Annotated in this window: 14 protein-coding genes; 5 read left to right on the plus strand and 9 right to left on the minus strand. The window is 62.4% G+C overall.

Annotated features, from left to right (window positions below; translation table 11 throughout):
- Nucleotides 1–236: 236 nt before the first annotated feature.
- The 4 genes from EIY71_RS04165 to EIY71_RS04180 all read right to left on the minus strand — a co-directional run bounded on the left by EIY71_RS04165 (nt 237) and on the right by EIY71_RS04180 (nt 5,149).
- A complete protein-coding gene (locus EIY71_RS04165; RefSeq protein WP_134020586.1) occupies nt 237–1,907 on the minus strand; it encodes a bifunctional protein-serine/threonine kinase/phosphatase in 1,671 nt (556 codons plus the stop codon).
- 7 nt (nt 1,908–1,914) lie between these two features.
- The gene (locus EIY71_RS04170) at nt 1,915–3,126 is read right to left on the minus strand and encodes a NarK/NasA family nitrate transporter (protein ID WP_007952035.1); all 1,212 of its coding nucleotides are present in this window, start codon (nt 3,124–3,126) and stop codon (nt 1,915–1,917) included.
- Nucleotides 3,127–3,346: 220 nt separating this feature from the next.
- On the minus strand, nt 3,347–3,922 hold the full coding sequence (locus tag EIY71_RS04175) for an ANTAR domain-containing response regulator (RefSeq protein WP_007916390.1): 576 nt from the start codon (nt 3,920–3,922) through the stop codon (nt 3,347–3,349).
- A gap of 15 nt (nt 3,923–3,937) precedes the next feature.
- The gene (locus tag EIY71_RS04180) at nt 3,938–5,149 is read right to left on the minus strand and encodes a CmpA/NrtA family ABC transporter substrate-binding protein (RefSeq protein ID WP_102718655.1); all 1,212 of its coding nucleotides are present in this window, start codon (nt 5,147–5,149) and stop codon (nt 3,938–3,940) included.
- 222 nt (nt 5,150–5,371) lie between these two features.
- Here EIY71_RS04180 and EIY71_RS04185 point away from each other — a divergent pair, with 222 nt between their 5' ends.
- A complete protein-coding gene (locus EIY71_RS04185; protein ID WP_011333259.1) occupies nt 5,372–6,391 on the plus strand; it encodes a quinone-dependent dihydroorotate dehydrogenase in 1,020 nt (339 codons plus the stop codon).
- Nucleotides 6,392–6,529: 138 nt separating this feature from the next.
- Here the strand turns inward: EIY71_RS04185 and rmf are convergent, their stop codons facing one another.
- Entirely contained in the window at nt 6,530–6,745 is a 216-nt protein-coding gene (gene rmf / locus EIY71_RS04190) for a ribosome modulation factor (protein WP_003223300.1), read from the minus strand.
- Between the two features lie 530 nt (nt 6,746–7,275).
- On the opposite strand from rmf, the gene rlmKL reads away from it, so the two are divergent.
- Nucleotides 7,276–9,546, plus strand: a complete 2,271-nt coding sequence (rlmKL, locus tag EIY71_RS04195) for a bifunctional 23S rRNA (guanine(2069)-N(7))-methyltransferase RlmK/23S rRNA (guanine(2445)-N(2))-methyltransferase RlmL (protein ID WP_134020589.1) — start codon at nt 7,276–7,278, stop codon at nt 9,544–9,546.
- A gap of 146 nt (nt 9,547–9,692) precedes the next feature.
- Nucleotides 9,693–12,077, plus strand: a complete 2,385-nt coding sequence (locus tag EIY71_RS04200) for a diguanylate cyclase (protein WP_102686946.1) — start codon at nt 9,693–9,695, stop codon at nt 12,075–12,077.
- A gap of 142 nt (nt 12,078–12,219) precedes the next feature.
- On the opposite strand, the gene dacB is transcribed toward EIY71_RS04200, so the two are convergent.
- Nucleotides 12,220–13,680: a D-alanyl-D-alanine carboxypeptidase/D-alanyl-D-alanine-endopeptidase gene (dacB, locus tag EIY71_RS04205; protein ID WP_007952030.1), complete on the minus strand. Its 1,461-nt coding sequence runs from the start codon at nt 13,678–13,680 to the stop codon at nt 12,220–12,222.
- 234 nt (nt 13,681–13,914) lie between these two features.
- Between dacB and EIY71_RS04210 the strand changes: the two genes are divergently transcribed.
- On the plus strand, nt 13,915–14,259 hold the full coding sequence (locus EIY71_RS04210) for a YggL family protein (RefSeq protein ID WP_134020592.1): 345 nt from the start codon (nt 13,915–13,917) through the stop codon (nt 14,257–14,259).
- Nucleotides 14,260–14,320: 61 nt separating this feature from the next.
- On the opposite strand, the gene EIY71_RS04215 is transcribed toward EIY71_RS04210, so the two are convergent.
- Nucleotides 14,321–15,511 (minus strand): benzoate/H(+) symporter BenE family transporter, encoded by a 1,191-nt coding sequence (locus tag EIY71_RS04215; RefSeq protein WP_134020595.1) that lies wholly within the window; start codon nt 15,509–15,511, stop codon nt 14,321–14,323.
- Between the two features lie 224 nt (nt 15,512–15,735).
- On the opposite strand from EIY71_RS04215, the gene EIY71_RS04220 reads away from it, so the two are divergent.
- Nucleotides 15,736–16,500, plus strand: a complete 765-nt coding sequence (locus tag EIY71_RS04220; protein ID WP_007952027.1) for a GntR family transcriptional regulator — start codon at nt 15,736–15,738, stop codon at nt 16,498–16,500.
- Between the two features lie 177 nt (nt 16,501–16,677).
- Here EIY71_RS04220 and guaD read toward each other — a convergent pair whose 3' ends face one another.
- On the minus strand, nt 16,678–17,982 hold the full coding sequence (gene guaD / locus EIY71_RS04225) for a guanine deaminase (RefSeq protein WP_134020598.1): 1,305 nt from the start codon (nt 17,980–17,982) through the stop codon (nt 16,678–16,680).
- A 13-nt stretch (nt 17,983–17,995) separates the two neighbouring features.
- Entirely contained in the window at nt 17,996–18,853 is an 858-nt protein-coding gene (gene xdhC / locus EIY71_RS04230; protein ID WP_007952025.1) for a xanthine dehydrogenase accessory protein XdhC, read from the minus strand.
- Between the last annotated feature and the right edge of the window lie 109 nt (nt 18,854–18,962).

Below are 18,962 nucleotides of genomic sequence, written 5' to 3' on the forward strand. Positions count from 1 at the left end.
AAAAGGCGTCCCGCCAGTTACCTAGCGAGGACGCCTTTGTCCTTGTCCCGTTCTCTCGGGAAGCCTGGCCTTCGTCGTTGAAGGTCGGGCTTTATGTCAGTTGGAAACGTTAATGCAGTGGTTGTGCCAAGTTGCGCTGAGCCGCGATTTCACTGGGGTAATGCTGGAAATGGCCAGATGTTCGATGTGGTTTTTGCACTGAATGGAAGCGGCACGCCCGTTAATGGAGCGCCACATCAGCCATGAAACAACAGGAACAGCAGGACCAGATTGCCCAGCAGTGCCAGTAACGCCAGTGTCCGCCAGACCTTCAACGGCTCACGTTCCAGCAAGGGACGAGGGCGCACACTCAGGCTGCGGCGCTCACCTTGCTCCAGAATCAGCAGCCATTCCTCGGCGGTTTCATAGCGTTGCAAAGGATCGGCCGCCACACCGCGTTCCAGACACTGCGCCAGCCACTCCGGCAGATCCGGGCGATAACGCCCGGCACTCACCGGCACCCCGAAACGCGGGCGCTGGAAGGCTTCGATCTCGCCGTAGGGATAATGCCCGGTGAGCAAGAAATACAAGGTCACGCCCACCGCATACAGATCCTGTTGTGCGCTGGGTACTGCGCTTTGAAAGGCTTCCGGTGCGATGTAGCTCGGGGTTCCGGGCAGGGTCGACGGTGCGTCCTGCAACAGACCGGGGCAATACGCCAGACCGAAATCCAGCAGGCGCAACTCGCCGTCGTCCCCCAGGTGCAGGTTTTCCGGTTTGATGTCGCGGTGCAGGATCTGCCGTCGATGCAACAGGCCGACAGCCCGCAGCAGGCGTTCGGCCAGATCCTGCCACTGAGCCAGTGGCAGCGGGCCGCTTTGTGCGAACAACTGCGCCAGGGTCGTCCCTGAATATTCACGCATCACGTAGTACAAATGCTGACGCTGGCCGGCGCTATGGACTTCGGGAAAGTGCCGCCCGGCGACGCGTTTGAGAAACCATTCCTCCGCCAGCAAGGCCTGACCGGCCTGAGCATCGTCTGCCAGTTGTGCAGGCAACGTCTTCAACAGCCACGCCTGGCCCTGACCATCGAGCACGCGATACAGCAACGATTGCTGGCTGCGACTTACAACCTCTTGAACCCGCCAGCCTTCAAAGTCCTGACCCGGTTTCAGCGGCGGGGGCAGCGGCCACTGCTGCAAATGGATCAGCGCGTCGCCGAGGCTGGCCTCGCCGACGGCATCCACTCGCACCAACAGCGCGCTGGCGTTGTCCTGACTGCCGGCCAGATGCGCGGCGTTGACCAACGTTAGCGCGGCACTGTTCAGATCCGGTTGATCGCGCAGGATTCCGGCGATGGCGGTATCGCCGAGCGCCGCCCACACGCCATCACTGAGCAGCACGAAACATTCGCCGTCACGCAGTTCGCCATCGAGAAAATCCAGCACCAGATGCTGATCCAGTCCCAGTGCCCGCTTGAGCACATGCTGCATGCCCGGTTGATCCCAGACGTGATCTTCGCTTATCCGCTGCAAGGTCTCGGCGTGCCAGCGATAGACCCGGCAATCACCGACATGCGCCAGCGTGAAGCGTTTACCGCGCATGACCAGCGCACTGACCGTGGTGAGCAACGGCTGTCCGCCACCGTTGGCCTGCAACCAGCGGTTTTGTGCGAGCAGCAGACGATCGAGGGCCTGGGCCACGCTCCAGGTTTCCGGGGTGGCGTAATAGTCCAGTGCCAGCGCCTGCAAGGTCGAGCGCGCGGCCAGCCCGCCATCGGCGCACTGGCTGACGCCGTCGGCGATGGCGAACAGGAAACCCTTGCTGGCAGCCAGCGCCGGGGCGGGGGTCACCAAGCGCAAAGCGTCCTGATTTTCCGCGCGGGGGCCGGTGGCGCTGGCTTCGGCAAAGCTCAGTTGCAGAGCCATTCGGGCTTCAGACCCGGGCAGCGGTCACGGCCGCCGAACCCCAAGTGGTTCTCCAGCGACGTTTGACCCCGTGCAGGCCGAACCACGCCAGCACGCCAAGGCTGGCGAACAACCACAGCGCCAGCTGATAGCTGCCGGTGCTCTGTTTGATCGCGCCCATGCCTGCCGCCAGGGCAAAACCGCCAATGCCGCCGGCCATGCCGATCAGCCCGGTCATCACGCCGATTTCGCGACGGAAACGTTGCGGTACCAGTTGGAACACCGCGCCATTACCCGCGCCGAGACCGAGCATGGTGCAGACGAAAAGTGCCAGCGCCGCGTAGGAACTTGGCAGGTTGAAGCCGACCGCCGCGATGCAGACGGCGGCTACCGTGTACATCGCCAGCAGGGTGCGGATACCGCCGAACCGGTCCGCCAGCGCGCCACCCAGCGGACGCATCAGGCTGCCACCGAACACGCAGGCCGCGGTGTAGTAACCGGCGGTCACCGGGCTCAAACCGTATTGATCGTTGAAGTAGCCGGGCAGGGCGCTGGCCAGGCCGATGAAGCCGCCGAAGGTGACGCTGTAGAAAAACATGAACCACCAGCTGTCGCGATCGCCCAGGGCCTTGAAGTAGTCGGCCATGGACTTGGCTTTCGGCCGCTCCGGCGCGTTTTTCGCCAGCCAGGCGAACAGCACCAGGGTCAGGATCAGCGGAATCAGGGCGAAACCGAACACATTGCTCCAGCCGAACGCCGCCGCCAGCACCGGGGCGATCAGTGCCGCGAACACAGTCCCGGAATTGCCGGCCCCGGCGATGCCCATCGCCTTGCCCTGATGCTCCGGCGGATACCACTGCGAGGCCAGCGGCAGGGCCACGGCGAACGAGGCGCCGGCCATGCCGAGGAACAAACCGAGCAGCAGGGCCTGTTCATAACTGTGGATGCCCAGTTTCCAGGCGCCGAACAGGGCACAGATCACGATCACCTGGCCGATCAGCCCGGCGGTTTTCGGCGACAGGCGATCGGCGAGCATGCCCATCGCAAAGCGCAGCACCGCGCCGGCCAGAATCGGTGTGGCGACCACGAGGCCGCGCTGCTGGGTGGTCAGGTGCAGGTCGGCGGCAATCTGCACCGCCAGCGGGCCGAGCAGGTACCAGACCATGAAGCTCAGGTCGAAATACAGGAAGGCCGCGAACAGGGTCGGGGTGTGGCCGGATTTCCAGAAGCTTTTATTCATCGCGCACCTCAGCTGTAGAGAATCTCGAGAAGGAGTCAGAACCAGCACAGTGGGGCGCCGCCACGGCCGCACCACCGGCCCCGGGCTGTGGGGCCAAAACGCAAAAACGCCGCTACCCGGATCGCCGAAAGGGGCGAAGAAGGTGAGCGACGTCTTTGTCGTAGGTGGGGCAACCGCCGTTGGTTACCTGTAGGGATTGCTTAGCGAGATTTGTGCCAGCTCAGCCAAGCAGCTCGCTCATCGCAATGATCTGCTCCGCCACCTGAATCAGTTTCTGCTGGCGGCTCATGGCCTGGCGGCGCATCAGGGTGTAGGCCTCTTCTTCGTTGCAGTCCTTCATTTTCATCAGCAGGCCCTTGGCCAGTTCGATTCGTTTGCGCTCGGCCAGTTGCTGGTCGCGGGCCTGAAGCTGGGCGCGCAAGGCCTGATCGCTCTCGAAGCGGGCCATGGCCACGTCGAGAATCGGCTGCAAGCGCTGTGCGTGAATGCCTTCGACGATGTAGGCACTGACCCCGGACTTGATCGCCTGACGCATCACGCCGGGGTCATGTTCGTCGGTGAACATCACGATCGGCCGTGGCTGGTCGCGGCTGACCAGCACCACTTGCTCCATCACATCGCGGCTCGGTGACTCGGTATCGATCAGGATCACGTCCGGACGCACCGTTTCGACGCGCGCCGGCAGGTCGATGGTCAGGCCCGACTCGTCGATCACCTCGAAACCGGCCTCGGTCAGCGCGGCTTTCAGGCGTCCGACTTTTTTCGCGGTGTCGTTGATCAGCAGAATGCGCAGCATGTTCGCGGTCTCCTGTCAGCGTTGGGCGAAAAGGGGCGCGCTGTCGCTCAGCGCGTGGAGCTTGAAGCTTCGGGCGTAGGCGGCCGGGTCGCTGCCGTCCCAGATTTTGCCGTCGATCAACTGGCTGCTGCGCATGTCCTTGCCCCAGGCTGCGACGCCCACAGCAGTCGCCGCGTCGCGATAGATCTCCAGTTGCTGCACCTGACGGGCGACGGCGAGGTAATCCGGGTCATCGCGCAGCAAACCCCAACGGCGGAACTGGGTCATGAACCACATGCCATCCGACAGGTACGGCAGATTCACCGCGCCATCGCCGTGAAAGCGCAGGGCGTGCGGATCCTGCCAGCGATTGCCGAGGCCATCGTCGTAGTTGCCGAGAAAGCGCGGTTCGATGCAGGACACCGGGGCGTCGAGGTACTCGCTGGCGCTGAGAAGTTGCGCGGTGCTGCGGCGGTTTTCCGGGCTTTCTTCGATAAAACGGCTGGCTTCGAGGACCGCCATCACCAGCGCGCGGGCGGTGTTGGGGTATTGCTCGACGAAGGCGCGGGTGCAGCCGAGGACTTTTTCCGGGTGATCGGGCCAGATGGTCTGGCTGGTCGCCAGCGTGAAACCGAGATCCTGCTGCACGGCGCTGGCCGCCCACGGCTCGCCAACGCAGAGGCCATCAATACGCCCGGCCTGCAGGTGCGCGACCATTTGCGGTGGCGGCACCACCACGCTGTCGACATCCTGCAACGGATGAATGCCCTGGCTCGCCAGCCAGTAATACAGCCACATGGCATGGGTGCCGGTCGGAAAGGTCTGGGCGAAGGTCAGTTTTGCGCGGGTTTGGTGCACATGGTGGTGCAGCGCTTCAGGACCGGTCACGCCCAGGCCCTGCAAGCCGTGGGACAGGTTGAGGCTCTGGCCGTTCTGGTTCAGACCCATCAGCACCGCCATGTCAGTCGGCGCGACGCCACCGATGCCCAGGTGCACCGCGTAAATCAGGCCGTAAAGGCTGTGGGCGGCATCCAGCTCGCCGCTGACCAGATTGTCTCGCAGGTTGGCCCAGGAACTCTGACGCTTGAGATTCAAGGTCAACCCGTAAGGCTGAGCAAAGCCCTGAGTGGCCGCGACCACCAGCGAGGCGCAGTCGCTGAGGGCCATGAAGCCCAGATTGATCGCGCTTTTTTCCGGGGCATCGCTGCCGTTGACCCAGGCCAGCGGCCCGGCGGAAGTTTGAGTCATGAAAGCCACCCTCAAAAAAAACGTCGTCCCAGGCTTTGCCCGCGCAAAACCGAGAGACGACGCCATTGTCCTTGCCTGCGCGCCACCATTGGCCTGCGGGCTGATGCCGAGGAGGGTGCAAGGCATATGCCATGCGCACCGATTTAACCGTGCGCCTCGCGCGGCGGGGGGATGCCCGGCTATAATCGCCGCCTCTTTTCGCCGCCCGAGTCATAGCCGCCCATGTACACCCTGGCCCGTCAGCTGTTGTTCAAACTTTCCCCGGAAACCTCCCACGATCTGTCGCTGGATCTGATCGGCGCGGGCGGGCGTTTGGGCCTCAACGGCTTGCTGTGCAAGGCGCCGGCGTCGCTGCCGGTGAATGTCATGGGCCTGCAGTTCCCGAACCCTGTGGGTCTGGCGGCCGGTCTGGACAAGAACGGCGCGGCCATCGACGGCTTCGCGCAGCTGGGTTTCGGTTTTGTCGAAATCGGCACCGTGACCCCGCGTCCGCAGCCGGGCAACCCGAAACCACGGATTTTCCGCCTGCCGGAAGCCGAGGCGATCATCAACCGCATGGGTTTCAACAACCTCGGTGTGGATAACCTGCTGGCGCGGGTGGCGGCGGCCAAATACAAGGGCGTGCTGGGGATCAACATCGGCAAGAACTTTGACACCCCGGTCGAGCGTGCGGTCGATGACTACCTGATCTGCCTGGACAAGGTCTACGCCCACGCCAGCTACGTCACGGTCAACGTCAGCTCGCCGAACACCCCGGGCCTGCGCAGCCTGCAATTCGGCGACTCGCTCAAGCAGTTGCTGGCGGACCTGGCCACGCGCCGCGCCGAACTGGCCCTGCGCCATGGCAAACATGTACCGCTGGCGATCAAGATCGCGCCGGACATGACCGACGAAGAAACCGCGCAAGTCGCGCAAGCACTGATCGAAACCGGGATGGACGCGGTGATCGCCACCAACACCACCCTCAGCCGCGTGGGCGTCGAAGGCATGGAACACGGTGACGAAGCGGGCGGTCTGTCCGGCGCGCCGGTGCGTGAGAAGAGCACCCACACCGTGAAAGTGCTGGCGTCCGAGCTGGGCGGCAAGTTGCCGATCATCGCGGCGGGTGGCATCACCGAAGGCAAGCATGCGGCCGAGAAGATCGCTGCCGGCGCGAGTCTGGTGCAAATCTACTCCGGCTTCATCTATAAGGGCCCGGCGCTGATCCGCGAATCCGTGGACGCGATCGCCGCCAAGCGCTGATCGGCGGACATAAAAGGCAGGCATGAAAAAGGGCTCCTCGAAGGAGCCCCTGGGCCGTAGCCCGCCGTCCGGGAAGGACGTGCATGGTGATCAGGTTGTTACGAAATCAGATTGTCGTGTCGGAATAAGTGCCCTGTGTCAGCCGACGGCGTGAAGTTCGTTGAGTCTGTGGATTCCCGCAGTGCCGGTCATACCGTCCCAGTTGTCGCCGCGTCCTTCTCGCCAGCCGTTGATCCAGGCTTGACGTACCGACGGTAGAGTAAATGGGCAAAGCTCACGGGATTTGCCACCAACGCCATATTGATATCCGCGCAAAAATGCTCTTTCCAACGGATCACGCTTAAGTCTTCTCATAGGGTGTTTCCCTCACTTGTTGACTGTTTTTGTCGCGTCGACCTCAATTGAGGTCTGGCAGAAAAACTCTGCCGTTGGCGGCTCGCTGCCGGCGTGGCGAGCCAAGGTGTTGACGCCGTTGCGACGTCAACCTGTGTCCAGTTCTAACCAATGAGTCACATCGATGGAATGACCGTTTTGTCATAAGGACGTAACGAAAAAGATGCTATGGCCATAAGTAACCGCGTATTTATCCAATGTTTGTTGGCCAAACCCCGGTATGATCGGCCCCGCGCTGCATGATGAGGTTAATCCTTTAGTGAGAATGACCCACGTTTACGCTGGGGTACTATTCGACGAAGGGTTGCTTTGAGTCATTTTGTTGCTTCAACTTTTTTATCTGTCCCGGCATCTAAGCTCTTTTAACCCGAGCAGCGGGGATGGAACGGCACACCTTCGTGCCACGCGGGCGCTCTTGTAGAAAAGCGCCTGATTGAAAACCGGATCGGCAATGCGTTGCCGGTTCATTAGCCAAAGGCTCTGGAAAAACCATGTCCGACCGTTTCGAACTCTTCCTCACTTGCCCCAAAGGCCTTGAAGGCCTGCTCATCGAGGAAGCCGTCGGGCTTGGCCTTGAAGAGGCCCGCGAACACACCTCCGCCGTGCGTGGCATGGCGACCATGGAAACCGCTTATCGCCTGTGCCTCTGGTCGCGTCTGGCCAACCGGGTGCTGCTGGTGCTCAAGCGTTTCCCGATGAAAAACGCCGAAGACCTGTACCACGGTGTACTCGACGTCGACTGGCAGGATCACATGCTGGCCGACGGCACCCTGGCCGTGGAATTCAGCGGCCACGGTTCGGGCATCGACAACACCCACTTCGGCGCCCTGAAGGTCAAGGACGCCATCGTCGACAAACTGCGCACCCCGCAGGGCGACCGCCCAAGCATCGACAAGCTCAACCCGGATCTGCGCATTCACCTGCGCCTGGATCGCGGCGAAGCGATTCTGTCCCTCGACCTTTCCGGCCACAGCCTGCACCAGCGCGGCTATCGCTTGCAGCAGGGCGCCGCGCCGCTGAAGGAAAACCTCGCGGCCGCGATCCTGATCCGGTCCGGCTGGCCGCGCATCGCCGCCGAAGGTGGCGCGCTGGCTGACCCGATGTGCGGTGTCGGCACGTTCCTGGTCGAAGCCGGCATGATCGCCGCCGACATGGCGCCGAACCTGCGTCGCGAGCAGTGGGGCTTCACCGCCTGGCTCGGCCACGTGCCGGCGCTATGGAAAAAGCTGCATGAAGAAGCGGTCGAGCGCGCCGCTGCCGGTCTGGCCAAGCCGCCGCTGTGGATTCGTGGTTATGAAGCCGACCCACGCCTGATTCAGCCGGGCCGCAACAACGTCGAACGCGCCGGCCTGAGCGAGTGGATCAAGATCTATCAGGGCGAAGTGGCGACCTTCGAGCCGCGTCCGGACCAGAACCAGAAAGGCCTGGTCATCTGCAACCCGCCGTACGGCGAGCGTCTGGGTGATGAAGCCAGCCTGTTGTACCTCTACCAGAACCTTGGCGAGCGTCTGCGTCAGGCCTGCCTGAACTGGGAAGCGGCGGTGTTCACCGGCGCGCCGGACCTGGGCAAGCGCATGGGCATCCGCAGCCACAAGCAGTATTCGTTCTGGAACGGCGCGCTGCCGTGCAAGCTGCTGTTGATCAAAGTCTTGCCGGATCAGTTCGTCACCGGCGAGCGTCGCACCCCGGAGCAACGTCAGGCCGAACGCGAGCAAGCCGCCTACGATCAGACGCCGGATGAGCCGCAAGAGCGCAAGTTCAACAAGAACGGCAATCCGATCAAACCGACGCCGGCCCCGGCGCCAGTGATCGAGCAACCGCGCCTGAGTGAAGGCGGGCAAATGTTTGCCAACCGCCTGCGGAAGAACCTCAAGGCCATGAGCAAGTGGGTCAAGCGTGAAGGCATCGATTGCTACCGCGTCTACGATGCGGACATGCCGGAATACGCCATGGCCATCGACCTGTACCACGACTGGGTGCACGTTCAGGAATACGCCGCGCCGAAGTCGATCGACCCGGAAAAAGCCTCGATCCGCATGTTCGATGCGCTGGCGGCCATCCCGCAGGCGCTGAACATCGACAAGAGCCGCGTGGTGGTCAAGCGCCGCGAGCGTCAGAGCGGCACCAAGCAGTACGAGCGTCAGGCGGCTCAGGGCAAGTTCAATGAAGTGACCGAGGGCGGTGTGAAGTTGCTGGTCAACCTCACCGACTACCTCGACACCGGGCTGTTCCTCGACCACCGGCCAATGCGCATGCGGATCCAGAAAGAGGCCGCCGGCAAGCGCTTCCTCAACCTGTTCTGCTACACCGCGACCGCCAGTGTGCACGCGGCCAAGGGCGGTGCGCGCAGCACCACCAGCGTCGACCTGTCGAAAACCTACCTCGACTGGGCGCGCCGCAACCTGTCGCTCAACGGTTTCTCCGACAAGAACCGTCTGGAGCAGGGCGATGTAATGGCGTGGCTGGAGAATTCCCGCGACGAATACGACCTGATCTTCATCGATCCGCCGACGTTCTCCAACTCCAAGCGCATGGAAGGCATCTTCGACGTGCAGCGTGACCAGGTGCAGTTGATCGACCTGGCCATGGCCCGACTGGCGAGCGGTGGGGTGTTGTACTTCTCCAACAACTTCCGCAAGTTCCAGCTCGAAGACAACCTGGCCGAGCGTTACGCGGTCGAGGAAATCACCGCCAGCACCATCGACCCGGATTTCGCCCGTAACGGCAAGATCCACCGCGCCTGGAAAATCACGGCTCGTTGACGCTCTGCAAAATTGGATCCACAGAGCCTTGATTTTTAAAGGCTCTTGGATCCGTTCAGAGCTAGCCAAATTAGTGGCTAATAGCTATAACTCACACACGGCCGATGGGGTTTTTCCCGCAGATGCTGACGTAGTGAGTGGCTTTTATGTCGTTGCACCCCGTGCGCCCGAAGATATTGGGTTTTATCAGCGAAGACGTCTCGGCCTGGCTGGTCGGGGTGCTGGTATTGCTCGCCGGCGGAATTCTCACGGGGCTGCTCGCCTGGGGCACCCTCAATCAGTTTCACAGCCAGTTGCGCCAACGCTTTCAGCTGCTGGCCAACGAGCGCTACAGCCGCATCGAAGAGCGTTTTCAGGATCAGGAGCAACGTCTCGATGGCCTGCGCCGGTTCTTCGCCAACTCCGAATCGGTGTCCCGCGCCGAATTCGACGGTTACACCCATCCTCTATTGCTGCGCACCCAGGCTTATTCGTTTGCCTTGCGGGTGAGCGGTGCCGAACGTGCCGCCTTCGAGCAGCGCGTGCGAGATGAGGGCCTGAGCACCTTCAGCGTGCGCGAACTCAATGCGCGCGGCGAACTGCAACTGGCCTCCGCCCGCGATGAATACGTGGTGGTGTTGTACAGCCAGACCCAGAGCCGGCTCGGTTCTCCGCTGGGTTACGACTTGCTGGCTCAGCCGTTGCGCCGCTCGACCCTGGAGCGCGCCGACCAGCTTCGCAGTCTGGCAGTGTCGCAGCCGATGCATCTGGTCGGTATCGAGCCGGCTTACGCCCGCGGCGTATTGCTGGTGGCACCGGTGCTGCGCGAAGGCGAGCCCAGATCATACGGCTACGTGATGGCCGTCATCAGCATGCGTCAGCTGCTGGCGGACGGTTTGCCGGATGCGTTCCATGACTATCTGTCGGTTCGCATCCTCGATCTGTCTACCAACGATCAGCATGAAGTGCTGTTCGAATCGACCAATGAACCGGCGCCGAGCGATCTGTCCGCTACCCGGCTGGTGCGCATGGCCGATCACGACTATCAGGTGGATATCTCGCCCAGCGAGGCGTTCATGCAGGCCAACCATTCGTCGGTTGGCAGCGTGGTGGTGCTGGGCGGATTGCTCAGTCTGCTGCTGAGCGCGCTGCTTTATGTGCTGGTCAGTCAGCGCCAGCGCGCGTTGCGCATGGTCGAATTGCGCACCCAGGAGCTGCATGAGCGCGAACAGGAACTGCGCGGCACCCACGGCCAGTTGCGCGGGGTGCTCAACGCGGCGACCCAGGTTGCAATCATCGCCACTGACCTGCGCGGGGTGATCAACACCTTCAACCCCGGTGCCGAGCAGATGCTCGGTTATCTCAGCAGCGAAGTGGTCGGCCACATGACCCTGGAAAATCTGCACTTTCCCCGGGAACTGGTGGCCCGCGCGGCGGAGCTCAGCGCCCGTTATGGCAAGACCATTCCGACCTGTCAGGCGATGCTGGTGGAGGGCGGGGAAGTGGGCGGGCACGAGGCGCGCGAGTGGACGCTGGTGCGCAAGGACGGCAGCCACATTCCAGTGAACATGCTGGCCACGCCGGTGCTGGACGAGCAGGGGCTGTGGGTCGGCCATCTGGCGATCTGCATCGACATCACCGAGCGCAAGCGCGTGCACGAAGCGCTGGCCGCGCGGGACGTGCTGTTGAAGAAACTCAGCGCCCACGTTCCCGGTGGGATCTATCAATTCAAGATGGAATTCGACGGGCGTTTCAGCGTTATCTACGCCAGCGACGGCATCCGCGAGATCTACGAGCTGGAGCCGGATGTGCTGCTGCTCAACGCCGAAGCGATCTTCACCCGCATCCACCCGCAGGACGTCAGCCGCGTGCGCAAGTCGATCCGCGCCTCGGCCGACAACCTCAGCCCATGGCGCGAGGAATACCGCGTGCAGTTGCCCGGGCGCGGTCTGCGCTGGGTTCGCGGTGAGGCGACCCCGGAGGAACTGCCGGGCGGCGGCGTGCTGTGGCACGGTTATATCTCCGACATTTCCGACCTGAAGCGCGTCGAAGAAGAACTGCGCGCACTGTCGGTGACCGATTCCCTGACAGGCATTCACAATCGGCGCTATTTCCAGGAGCGCTTGACCACCGAAATGGCCCGAGTCGAGCGTGGGGGCGGCGAGTTGTCGGTGATCATGCTCGACATCGACCACTTCAAGCGGATCAACGATCAGTACGGTCACGCGGTGGGCGACCGCGTGTTGCAGGCGGTCTGCGAACGCATCGGTCACCGGCTGCGGCGTACCGACGTGTTCTGCCGGTTGGGCGGCGAAGAGTTCATGGTGCTGTGCCCGGACATCGACGGCGATCACGCCCACATGCTGGCCGAGGAGTTATGGCACAGCCTGCGCAGTGCGCCGATCGACGTGGTGGGGGTGGTGACGGCCAGTTTCGGGATTGCCAGCTGGCGACCGGGAGAGGGCGCGGACGCGCTGTTGCTGCGGGCGGATTCCGGGGTGTATGCGGCGAAGCAGGGCGGACGGGATCGGGTTGAGCGGCAGATGAACTGAACCCCTCTGCCACCTGATCGTTCCCACGCTCTGCGTGGGAATGCCTCCGGGGACGCTCCGCGTCCAGTGACGCAGAGCGTCACGGGCTGTATTCCCACGCGGACGGTTCGACGCCTCGACGTGGGAGCAATCATTTACAGGATTACAGAACCGAAGCGGTCTGCGGCGTCCGCGGCTGTTTGTAGAGATCCAGCAGCACCTGATCCAGCACCGACGACGCGCCGAACGGGGCCTTATCGTTGAGGATCGCCACCACCGCCCAGGTGTTGCCGTTGACGTCGCGGCTGAAGCCGGCAATCGCCCGTACGGTGTTCAGGGTGCCGGTCTTGACGTGGGCTTCGCCGCGCATCGCGGTAGTCTTCAGGCGTTTGCGCATGGTGCCGTCGGTGCCGGCAATCGGCAGCGAGCTGATGTATTCGGCGGCGTAAGGGCTGTGCCAGGCCGCTTGCAGCATGCTGGCCATTTCACGGGCGCTGACTCGCTCGGAGCGCGACAGACCGGAGCCGTTCTCCATCACCAAGTGCGGCGCGGTGATGCCTTTCTTCGCCAGCCACTGACGCACCACGCGTTGCGCGGCCTTGGCGTCATCGCCGTCGGCGTCGTTGCGGAATTTCTGGCCCAGGCTCAGGAACAGCTGCTGAGCCATGGTGTTGTTACTGTACTTGTTGATGTCGCGGATGATTTCCGCCAGATCCGGCGAAAACGCGCGGGCCAGCACTTTGGCGCTGCTCGGGGTCGGGGCCAGACGATCCTTGCCCTGGATGCTGCCGCCCAGTTCCTTCCAGATCGCCCGCACGGCGCCGGCGGTGTAGGTCGCGTGGTCGAGCAGCGACAGGTAAGTCTGCGAGCTGCAGCCCTCGCCCAACTGGCCGGCCACGGTCACGGTCACGCTGCCATCGGCTTGCGGCACCGGGTTGTAGCGCACGCCGCCGGTGCATTGTTTGGAGTTGAGCGCTTTGACGGTGTTTTCGATGTTGATGCTGGCAATCGGCGGTTCAACCGAGATCAACACCCGACCATTGTCGTTGCGGGCCACGAAACGCAGGGCCTTGAGGTTGACCAGCAGTGAATCCGGCTTGACCAGGAACGGCTTGTTCTCGTCGTTGCCGTCATCGTTGAATTCCGGCAGTTGTGGCTGCACGAAGAAGCTGCGATCCAATACCAGATCACCGGTGACCTGGGTCACGCCGTTGGCACGCAGGTCGCGCATCAGCAGCCAGAGTTTTTCCATGTTCAGCTTCGGATCGCCGCCACCCTTGAGGTAGAGGTTGCCGTTGAGGATCCCGCCGTTCAGGTCGCCGTCGGTGTAGAACTCGGTTTTCCACTGATGGTTGGGGCCGAGCATTTCCAGCGCCGCGTACGTGGTGACCAGCTTCATGGTCGAGGCCGGGTTGACCGAGACGTCGGCGTTGTACACGGTCGGCGTGCCCGGGCCGTCCAGCGGCACCATCACCAGCGACAGGGCGGTGGGCTGCAGCTTGCTGGCCTTGAGGGCTTTTTCGACGTTGGGGGTCAGGGCGGTGTTGATGGTGGCAGCGGAGACGGGCAGGGCCAGCGGCAGAAGAAGACCGGCCAGGAGCAGAGGACGCAACGATTTGATCATATGAAATAAAACCCTACAGCCGAGGGGAAAAAAGACGAGGACATGGATGAAAAGGCCCTCAGTGGTCATGAAAGTGTCGGCATTATGCCCCAAGGTGTAACAGCTTGTGCCTTTCGCAAGGGCGCCAGTTCGTTATTTTTTTACAGGCGGTCGCACGCACGTCCCAGAGAGTCGGGCAATCGCCGGCTTAAACTGGTAAAGTGCCGGCCGTTATTACTTAAGAGGATTGTTCCAATGGCGACTAACCGTTCCCAGCGTCTGCGCAAAAAACTGTGCGTCGATGAATTTCAAGAGCTGGGTTTCGAACTGAACCTGGGCTTCAAAGAAGACCTGTCCGAAGAAGCCATTGACGCTTTCCTCGAAGCATTCATCAAAGAAGCCATGGAAGCCAACGGTCTGGGCTATGTCGGCGGCGACGACTTCGGTCTGGTTTGCCTGCAGAAGCGTGGTTCGGTCTCCGAAGAGCAGCGCGCTGCTGTTGAAGCCTGGCTGAAAACCCGCTCCGAGCTGACTTCTACTGAAATGAGCCCGCTGCTGGACGTTTGGTATCCGGAAAAGCCGATCAACCCGGCTAAGTGATACTGAAAAAAACGGCGACCTGAGGGTCGCCGTTTTTTTATGCCTGCTTTTTAACGAGGCCTCAAGCCTTGCGCCAGTTGAGGATCAGCAAGGTCAGCACCCCCGCGACAATCCCCCAGAACGCCGAACCGATGGAAAACAGCGTCAGCCCCGACGCCGTGACCATGAAGGTGATCAGCGCCGCTTCCCGCTCCTTCACCTCGGTCATGGCAATGCTCAAGCCGTTGATGATCGAACCGAACAGCGCCAGTGCGGCAATCGACAGCACCAGTTCCTTGGGCAGCGCGGCGAACAGTGCCGCCAGCGTGGCGCCGAACACCCCGGCAATCCCGTAGAAAATCCCGCACCACACCGCAGCGGTGTAACGTTTGTTGCGATCCTCATGGGCATGCGGCCCGGTGCAGATCGCCGCGCTGATGGCCGCCAGGTTGATGCCGTGGGAACCGAACGGTGCCAACAGCAGCGACGCAATGCCGGTGGCGGTGATCAGCGGCGAGGCCGGGACGTTGTAGCCGTCGGCCCGCAGCACGGCGATGCCGGGCATGTTCTGCGAGGTCATCGCTACGACAAACAGCGGAATGCCGATGCTGATGGTCGCGGCCAGGGAAAAGTGCGGCGTGGTCCAGACCGGTGTCGCCACTTCCAGATGAAAGCCGCTGAAGTCCAGCAAACCCATGAAACCCGACAGCGCGGTGCCGATCAGCAGCGCGGCAAGCACCGCATAGCGTGGCGACAGGCGTTTGACGATGAGATAAGTGAAGAACATCCCCAGCACCAGACCGGTGCGGTGTTGCGCGGCGACGAAGATTTCGCTGCCAATCTTGAACAGAATCCCCGCCAGCAGCGCGGCGGCGAGGGAGGCCGGGATCTTTTTCACCAGCCGTTCGAAGCTGCCGGTCAGGCCGCAAATCGTCACCAGCACCGCGCAGGTAATGTAGGCACCGATGGCTTCGCCGTAGCTCACGCCGCCAAGACTGGTGATCAGCAGCGCCGCGCCGGGCGTCGACCAGGCAATGGTGATCGGCGTGCGATAGCGCAGCGACAGGCCGATCGAACACACCGCCATGCCGATGGAGATCGCCCAGATCCACGACGAAATCTGCCCGCTGGTCAGGCCCGCCGCTTGCCCTGCCTGGAACATCAGCACCAGCGAACTGGTGTAGCCGGTCATCATCGCGATGAACCCGGCGACGATGGCGGAGGGCGATGTGTCCGCCAGCGGGCGCAGTCGGGTGTGGGTAATTTCGTTCATGACAGCGGCGTTCCTTGTTCAAACCACGGATTTCGGGTTTAAGCCTAAACTCAAACGTAACGGAGCGTTGCAATACAGCCGAAGCCACAAACAGCCGTACAGTCGTGTTGCCACCTTCCATTGTGTACAATCGCGCTGTTTTTTACGCGATACTTGCCAGCGACCCACTGTGCCGTATTACAGTCACGGTCAATTCGCCGCAGTTCTTCCCGACTCGAGTGCCCATGAACGAACAGTTGCAACCCCTCAAGAAACAACCGCGAGCAGGCAAAGCCGGCCGCAGCGGAACCCAGGACGATATTGTCTATGCGCATATCTTCGAGGCCATCCTCGAACAGCGCCTGGCGCCCGGCACCAAGTTGAGCGAAGAAGCGCTGGGGGAAATTTTCGGGGTCAGCCGCACCATCATTCGCCGCGCGCTCTCGCGTCTGGCCCATGAAGGCGTGGTGCTGTTGCGGCCGAACCGTGGCGCAGTCGTTGCCAGCCCGAGCGTTGAAGAGGCGCGTCAGGTGTTCCTCGCCCGACGTCTGGTGGAACGCGCGATCACCGAGCTGGCGGTGCAGCACGCCACCGCCGAGCAGATTGCCGAACTGCGCCAGATGGTCAACGACGAGCGCGACAGCTTCTCCCGTGGCGATCGCGGTGCCGGCATCCGTCTCTCGGGTGAATTCCACCTGAAACTGGCCGAAGCGGCGAAGAACGCGCCGTTGATCAGCTTTCAGCGCAGCCTGGTTTCGCAGACGTCGCTGATCATTGCCCAATATGAAAGCGGCAACCGCTCGCACTGTTCCTACGACGAGCACACCCAGTTGATCGATGCCATCGAAGCGCGCAATGGCGAGCTGGCGGTGGACCTGATGATGCATCACATGGATCACATCGACAGCAAGCTCAACCTCGACGAGGAAAGTGCTTCGGACGATCTGCATGCAGTGTTCTCGCACCTGTTGCAGACCAAGAAGCCAGGGCGTCCGGCGGTCAAGCTCTGAGGCGAATCGACAGGCAACAAAAATCCCCCGGACTGCAAAGTACCGGGGGATTTTTTTGTCCGTCTGATCGTTCCCACGCTCTGCGTGGGAATGCCTCTGGGGACGCTCCGCGTCCAGTGACGCGGAGCGTCACGGGCTGCATTCCCACGCAGAGCGTGGGAACGATCGAGCAATCAGTTAGCGCTGGTGTACCAGCGCGCCCGCCGCATAGGTCTGAGCTACGGTACGGTCATCGCCCAGGGTCATCAGCACGAACAGCGTTTCGGCAATGTTGTTGGCCTGCTTCAAGCGGTAGCTCAGCAGCGGCGTGGCGTTGTAGTCCAGCACCAGGAAGTCGGCGTCGGAGCCTGGTTGCAGGTTGCCGATCTTGTCTTCCAGGCGCAGCGCCCGCGCGCCGCCGAGGGTGGCGAGGTACAGCGACTTGAACGGGCTCAGGCGCGCACCTTGCAGTTGCATCACCTTGTAGGCTTCGTTCAGGGTTTGCAGCAGCGAGAAACTGGTGCCGCCGCCGACGTCAGTCCCGAGGCCGACGTTCAGTTTGTGCTTCTCGGCCATCGGCAGGTTGAACAGGCCGCTGCCGAGGAAGAAGTTCGAGGTCGGGCAGAACGCAACCGCCGAACCGGTCTCCGCCAGGCGGGCGCATTCGTCATCGCACAGGTGCACGCCATGGGCGAACACCGAACGCTCGCCGAGCAACTGGTAGTGATCGTAGACGTCCAGATAGCCTTTGCGCTCCGGGAACAGCTCCTTGACCCACTCGACTTCCTTGAGGTTTTCGCTGATGTGGGTCTGCATGTACAGATCCGGGTATTCGCTGAGCAACTGGCCGGCGAGGGTCAGCTGTTCCGGGGTGCTGGTCGGGGCGAAGCGCGGGGTGACCGCATAGTGCAGACGACCCTTGCCGTGCCAGCGCTCGATCAGCGCCTTGCTGTCGACGTAGCTCGATTCCGGCGTGTCGGTCAGGTAGTCCGGCGCGTTGCGGTCCATCATCACCTTGCCGGCGATCATCCGCAGGTCCAGCTTCTCGGCCGCTTCGAAGAACGAGTTCACCGATTGCGGGTGCACGCTGCCGAACACCAGCGCGGTAGTGGTGCCGTTGCGCAGCAGTTCCTTGATGAAAATGTCCGCCACTTCATCGGCGTGGGCCTTGTCGGCGAACTGGCTTTCGCACGGGAAGGTGTAGGTGTTCAGCCAGTCCAGCAGTTGCTCGCCGTAGGCGCCAACCATGCCGGTCTGCGGCAGATGGATGTGGGTGTCGATGAAGCCCGGGGTGATCAGCGCATCTTTGTGATGAACGATCTCGATGTCCGCCGGCAGCGTCCGCAGCAGTTCGCTGGCGTGGCCGAGGGCGCTGATCTTGCCGTCATCGACCACCAGCAGGCCGTCCTCGAAATACTCGTAGGAGGCTTCGATGCCGACCTCGGCAGGGTCGGCGATGCTGTGCAGGATGGCGGCGCGGTAGGCTTTGCGAGTCAGAGGCATGAGGGTTCTCTAATCAGTTTGAGGCTTTGAGTGTGGCGGCCTGACTGCGGCGCGAAACCGGCAGCAGTTTGGCAATCGGTTCGGCACTGGCGGTGTGCTGGCCGAAATTGGCGTTATAGGTGGCGATGATTTCGCCGGCGATGGAGATGGCGATTTCCACAGGCAACTTGCCTTTGACTTCGCCGATGCCCATCGGGCAGCGCATGCGTTGCACGACGCTGGCGTCGAAACCACGGTCACGCAAACGGTGTTCGAACTTCGCCCGTTTGGTTTTCGAGCCGATCAGGCCGAACCAGGTGAAGTCGTTGCGCTTGAGGATCGCGGCGGTGAGTTCCAGATCCAGTTGATGATTGTGGGTCATGACGATGCAGTAGCTGCCGGCGGGCAGGTCGTCGATTTCATCCACAGGCTCCTCGGCGACGATTTTGCGCACGCCGTGGGGAATCTGCTCGGGGAATTCCTCTTCCCGGGAATCGATCCAGCGCACCCGGCAGGGCAGGCTGGCGAGCAAGGGTACCAGCGCGCGACCGACATGACCGGCGCCGAACACGGCGATCTGCGCCTGCACCTGGCCCATCGGTTCGAACAGCAGCACCGTGGCGCCGCCGCAGCACTGGCCGAGGCTGGCGCCGAGGCTGAAGCGCTCCAGATGGGTGTCCTGCTTGCCGCTGGCGAGCATCTCGCGCGCGATCTGCATGGCTTTGTATTCCAGGTGCCCGCCACCGATGGTGTCGAACGTCTGGCGGGCGCTGACGACCATCTTCGAGCCGGCATTGCGCGGCGTCGAGCCGAGCTCTTCGATGATCGTCACCAGAACACAGGGTTCGCCCTGGTTCTGCAGGTCGGCGAGGGCGTCGATCCAGTTGTACATATCTCACCTCTCAGATCGTTCCCACGTCGAGGCGTCGAACCGTCGCGTGGGAATGCATCACTGGACGCTCCGCGTCCGCTGTTCAGGATGCGACGCAGAGCGTCGCCGG

The organism is Pseudomonas sp. CH235 (genome assembly GCF_004368175.1).
Taxonomy (GTDB): Bacteria; Pseudomonadota; Gammaproteobacteria; order Pseudomonadales; family Pseudomonadaceae; genus Aquipseudomonas; species Aquipseudomonas paraglycinae.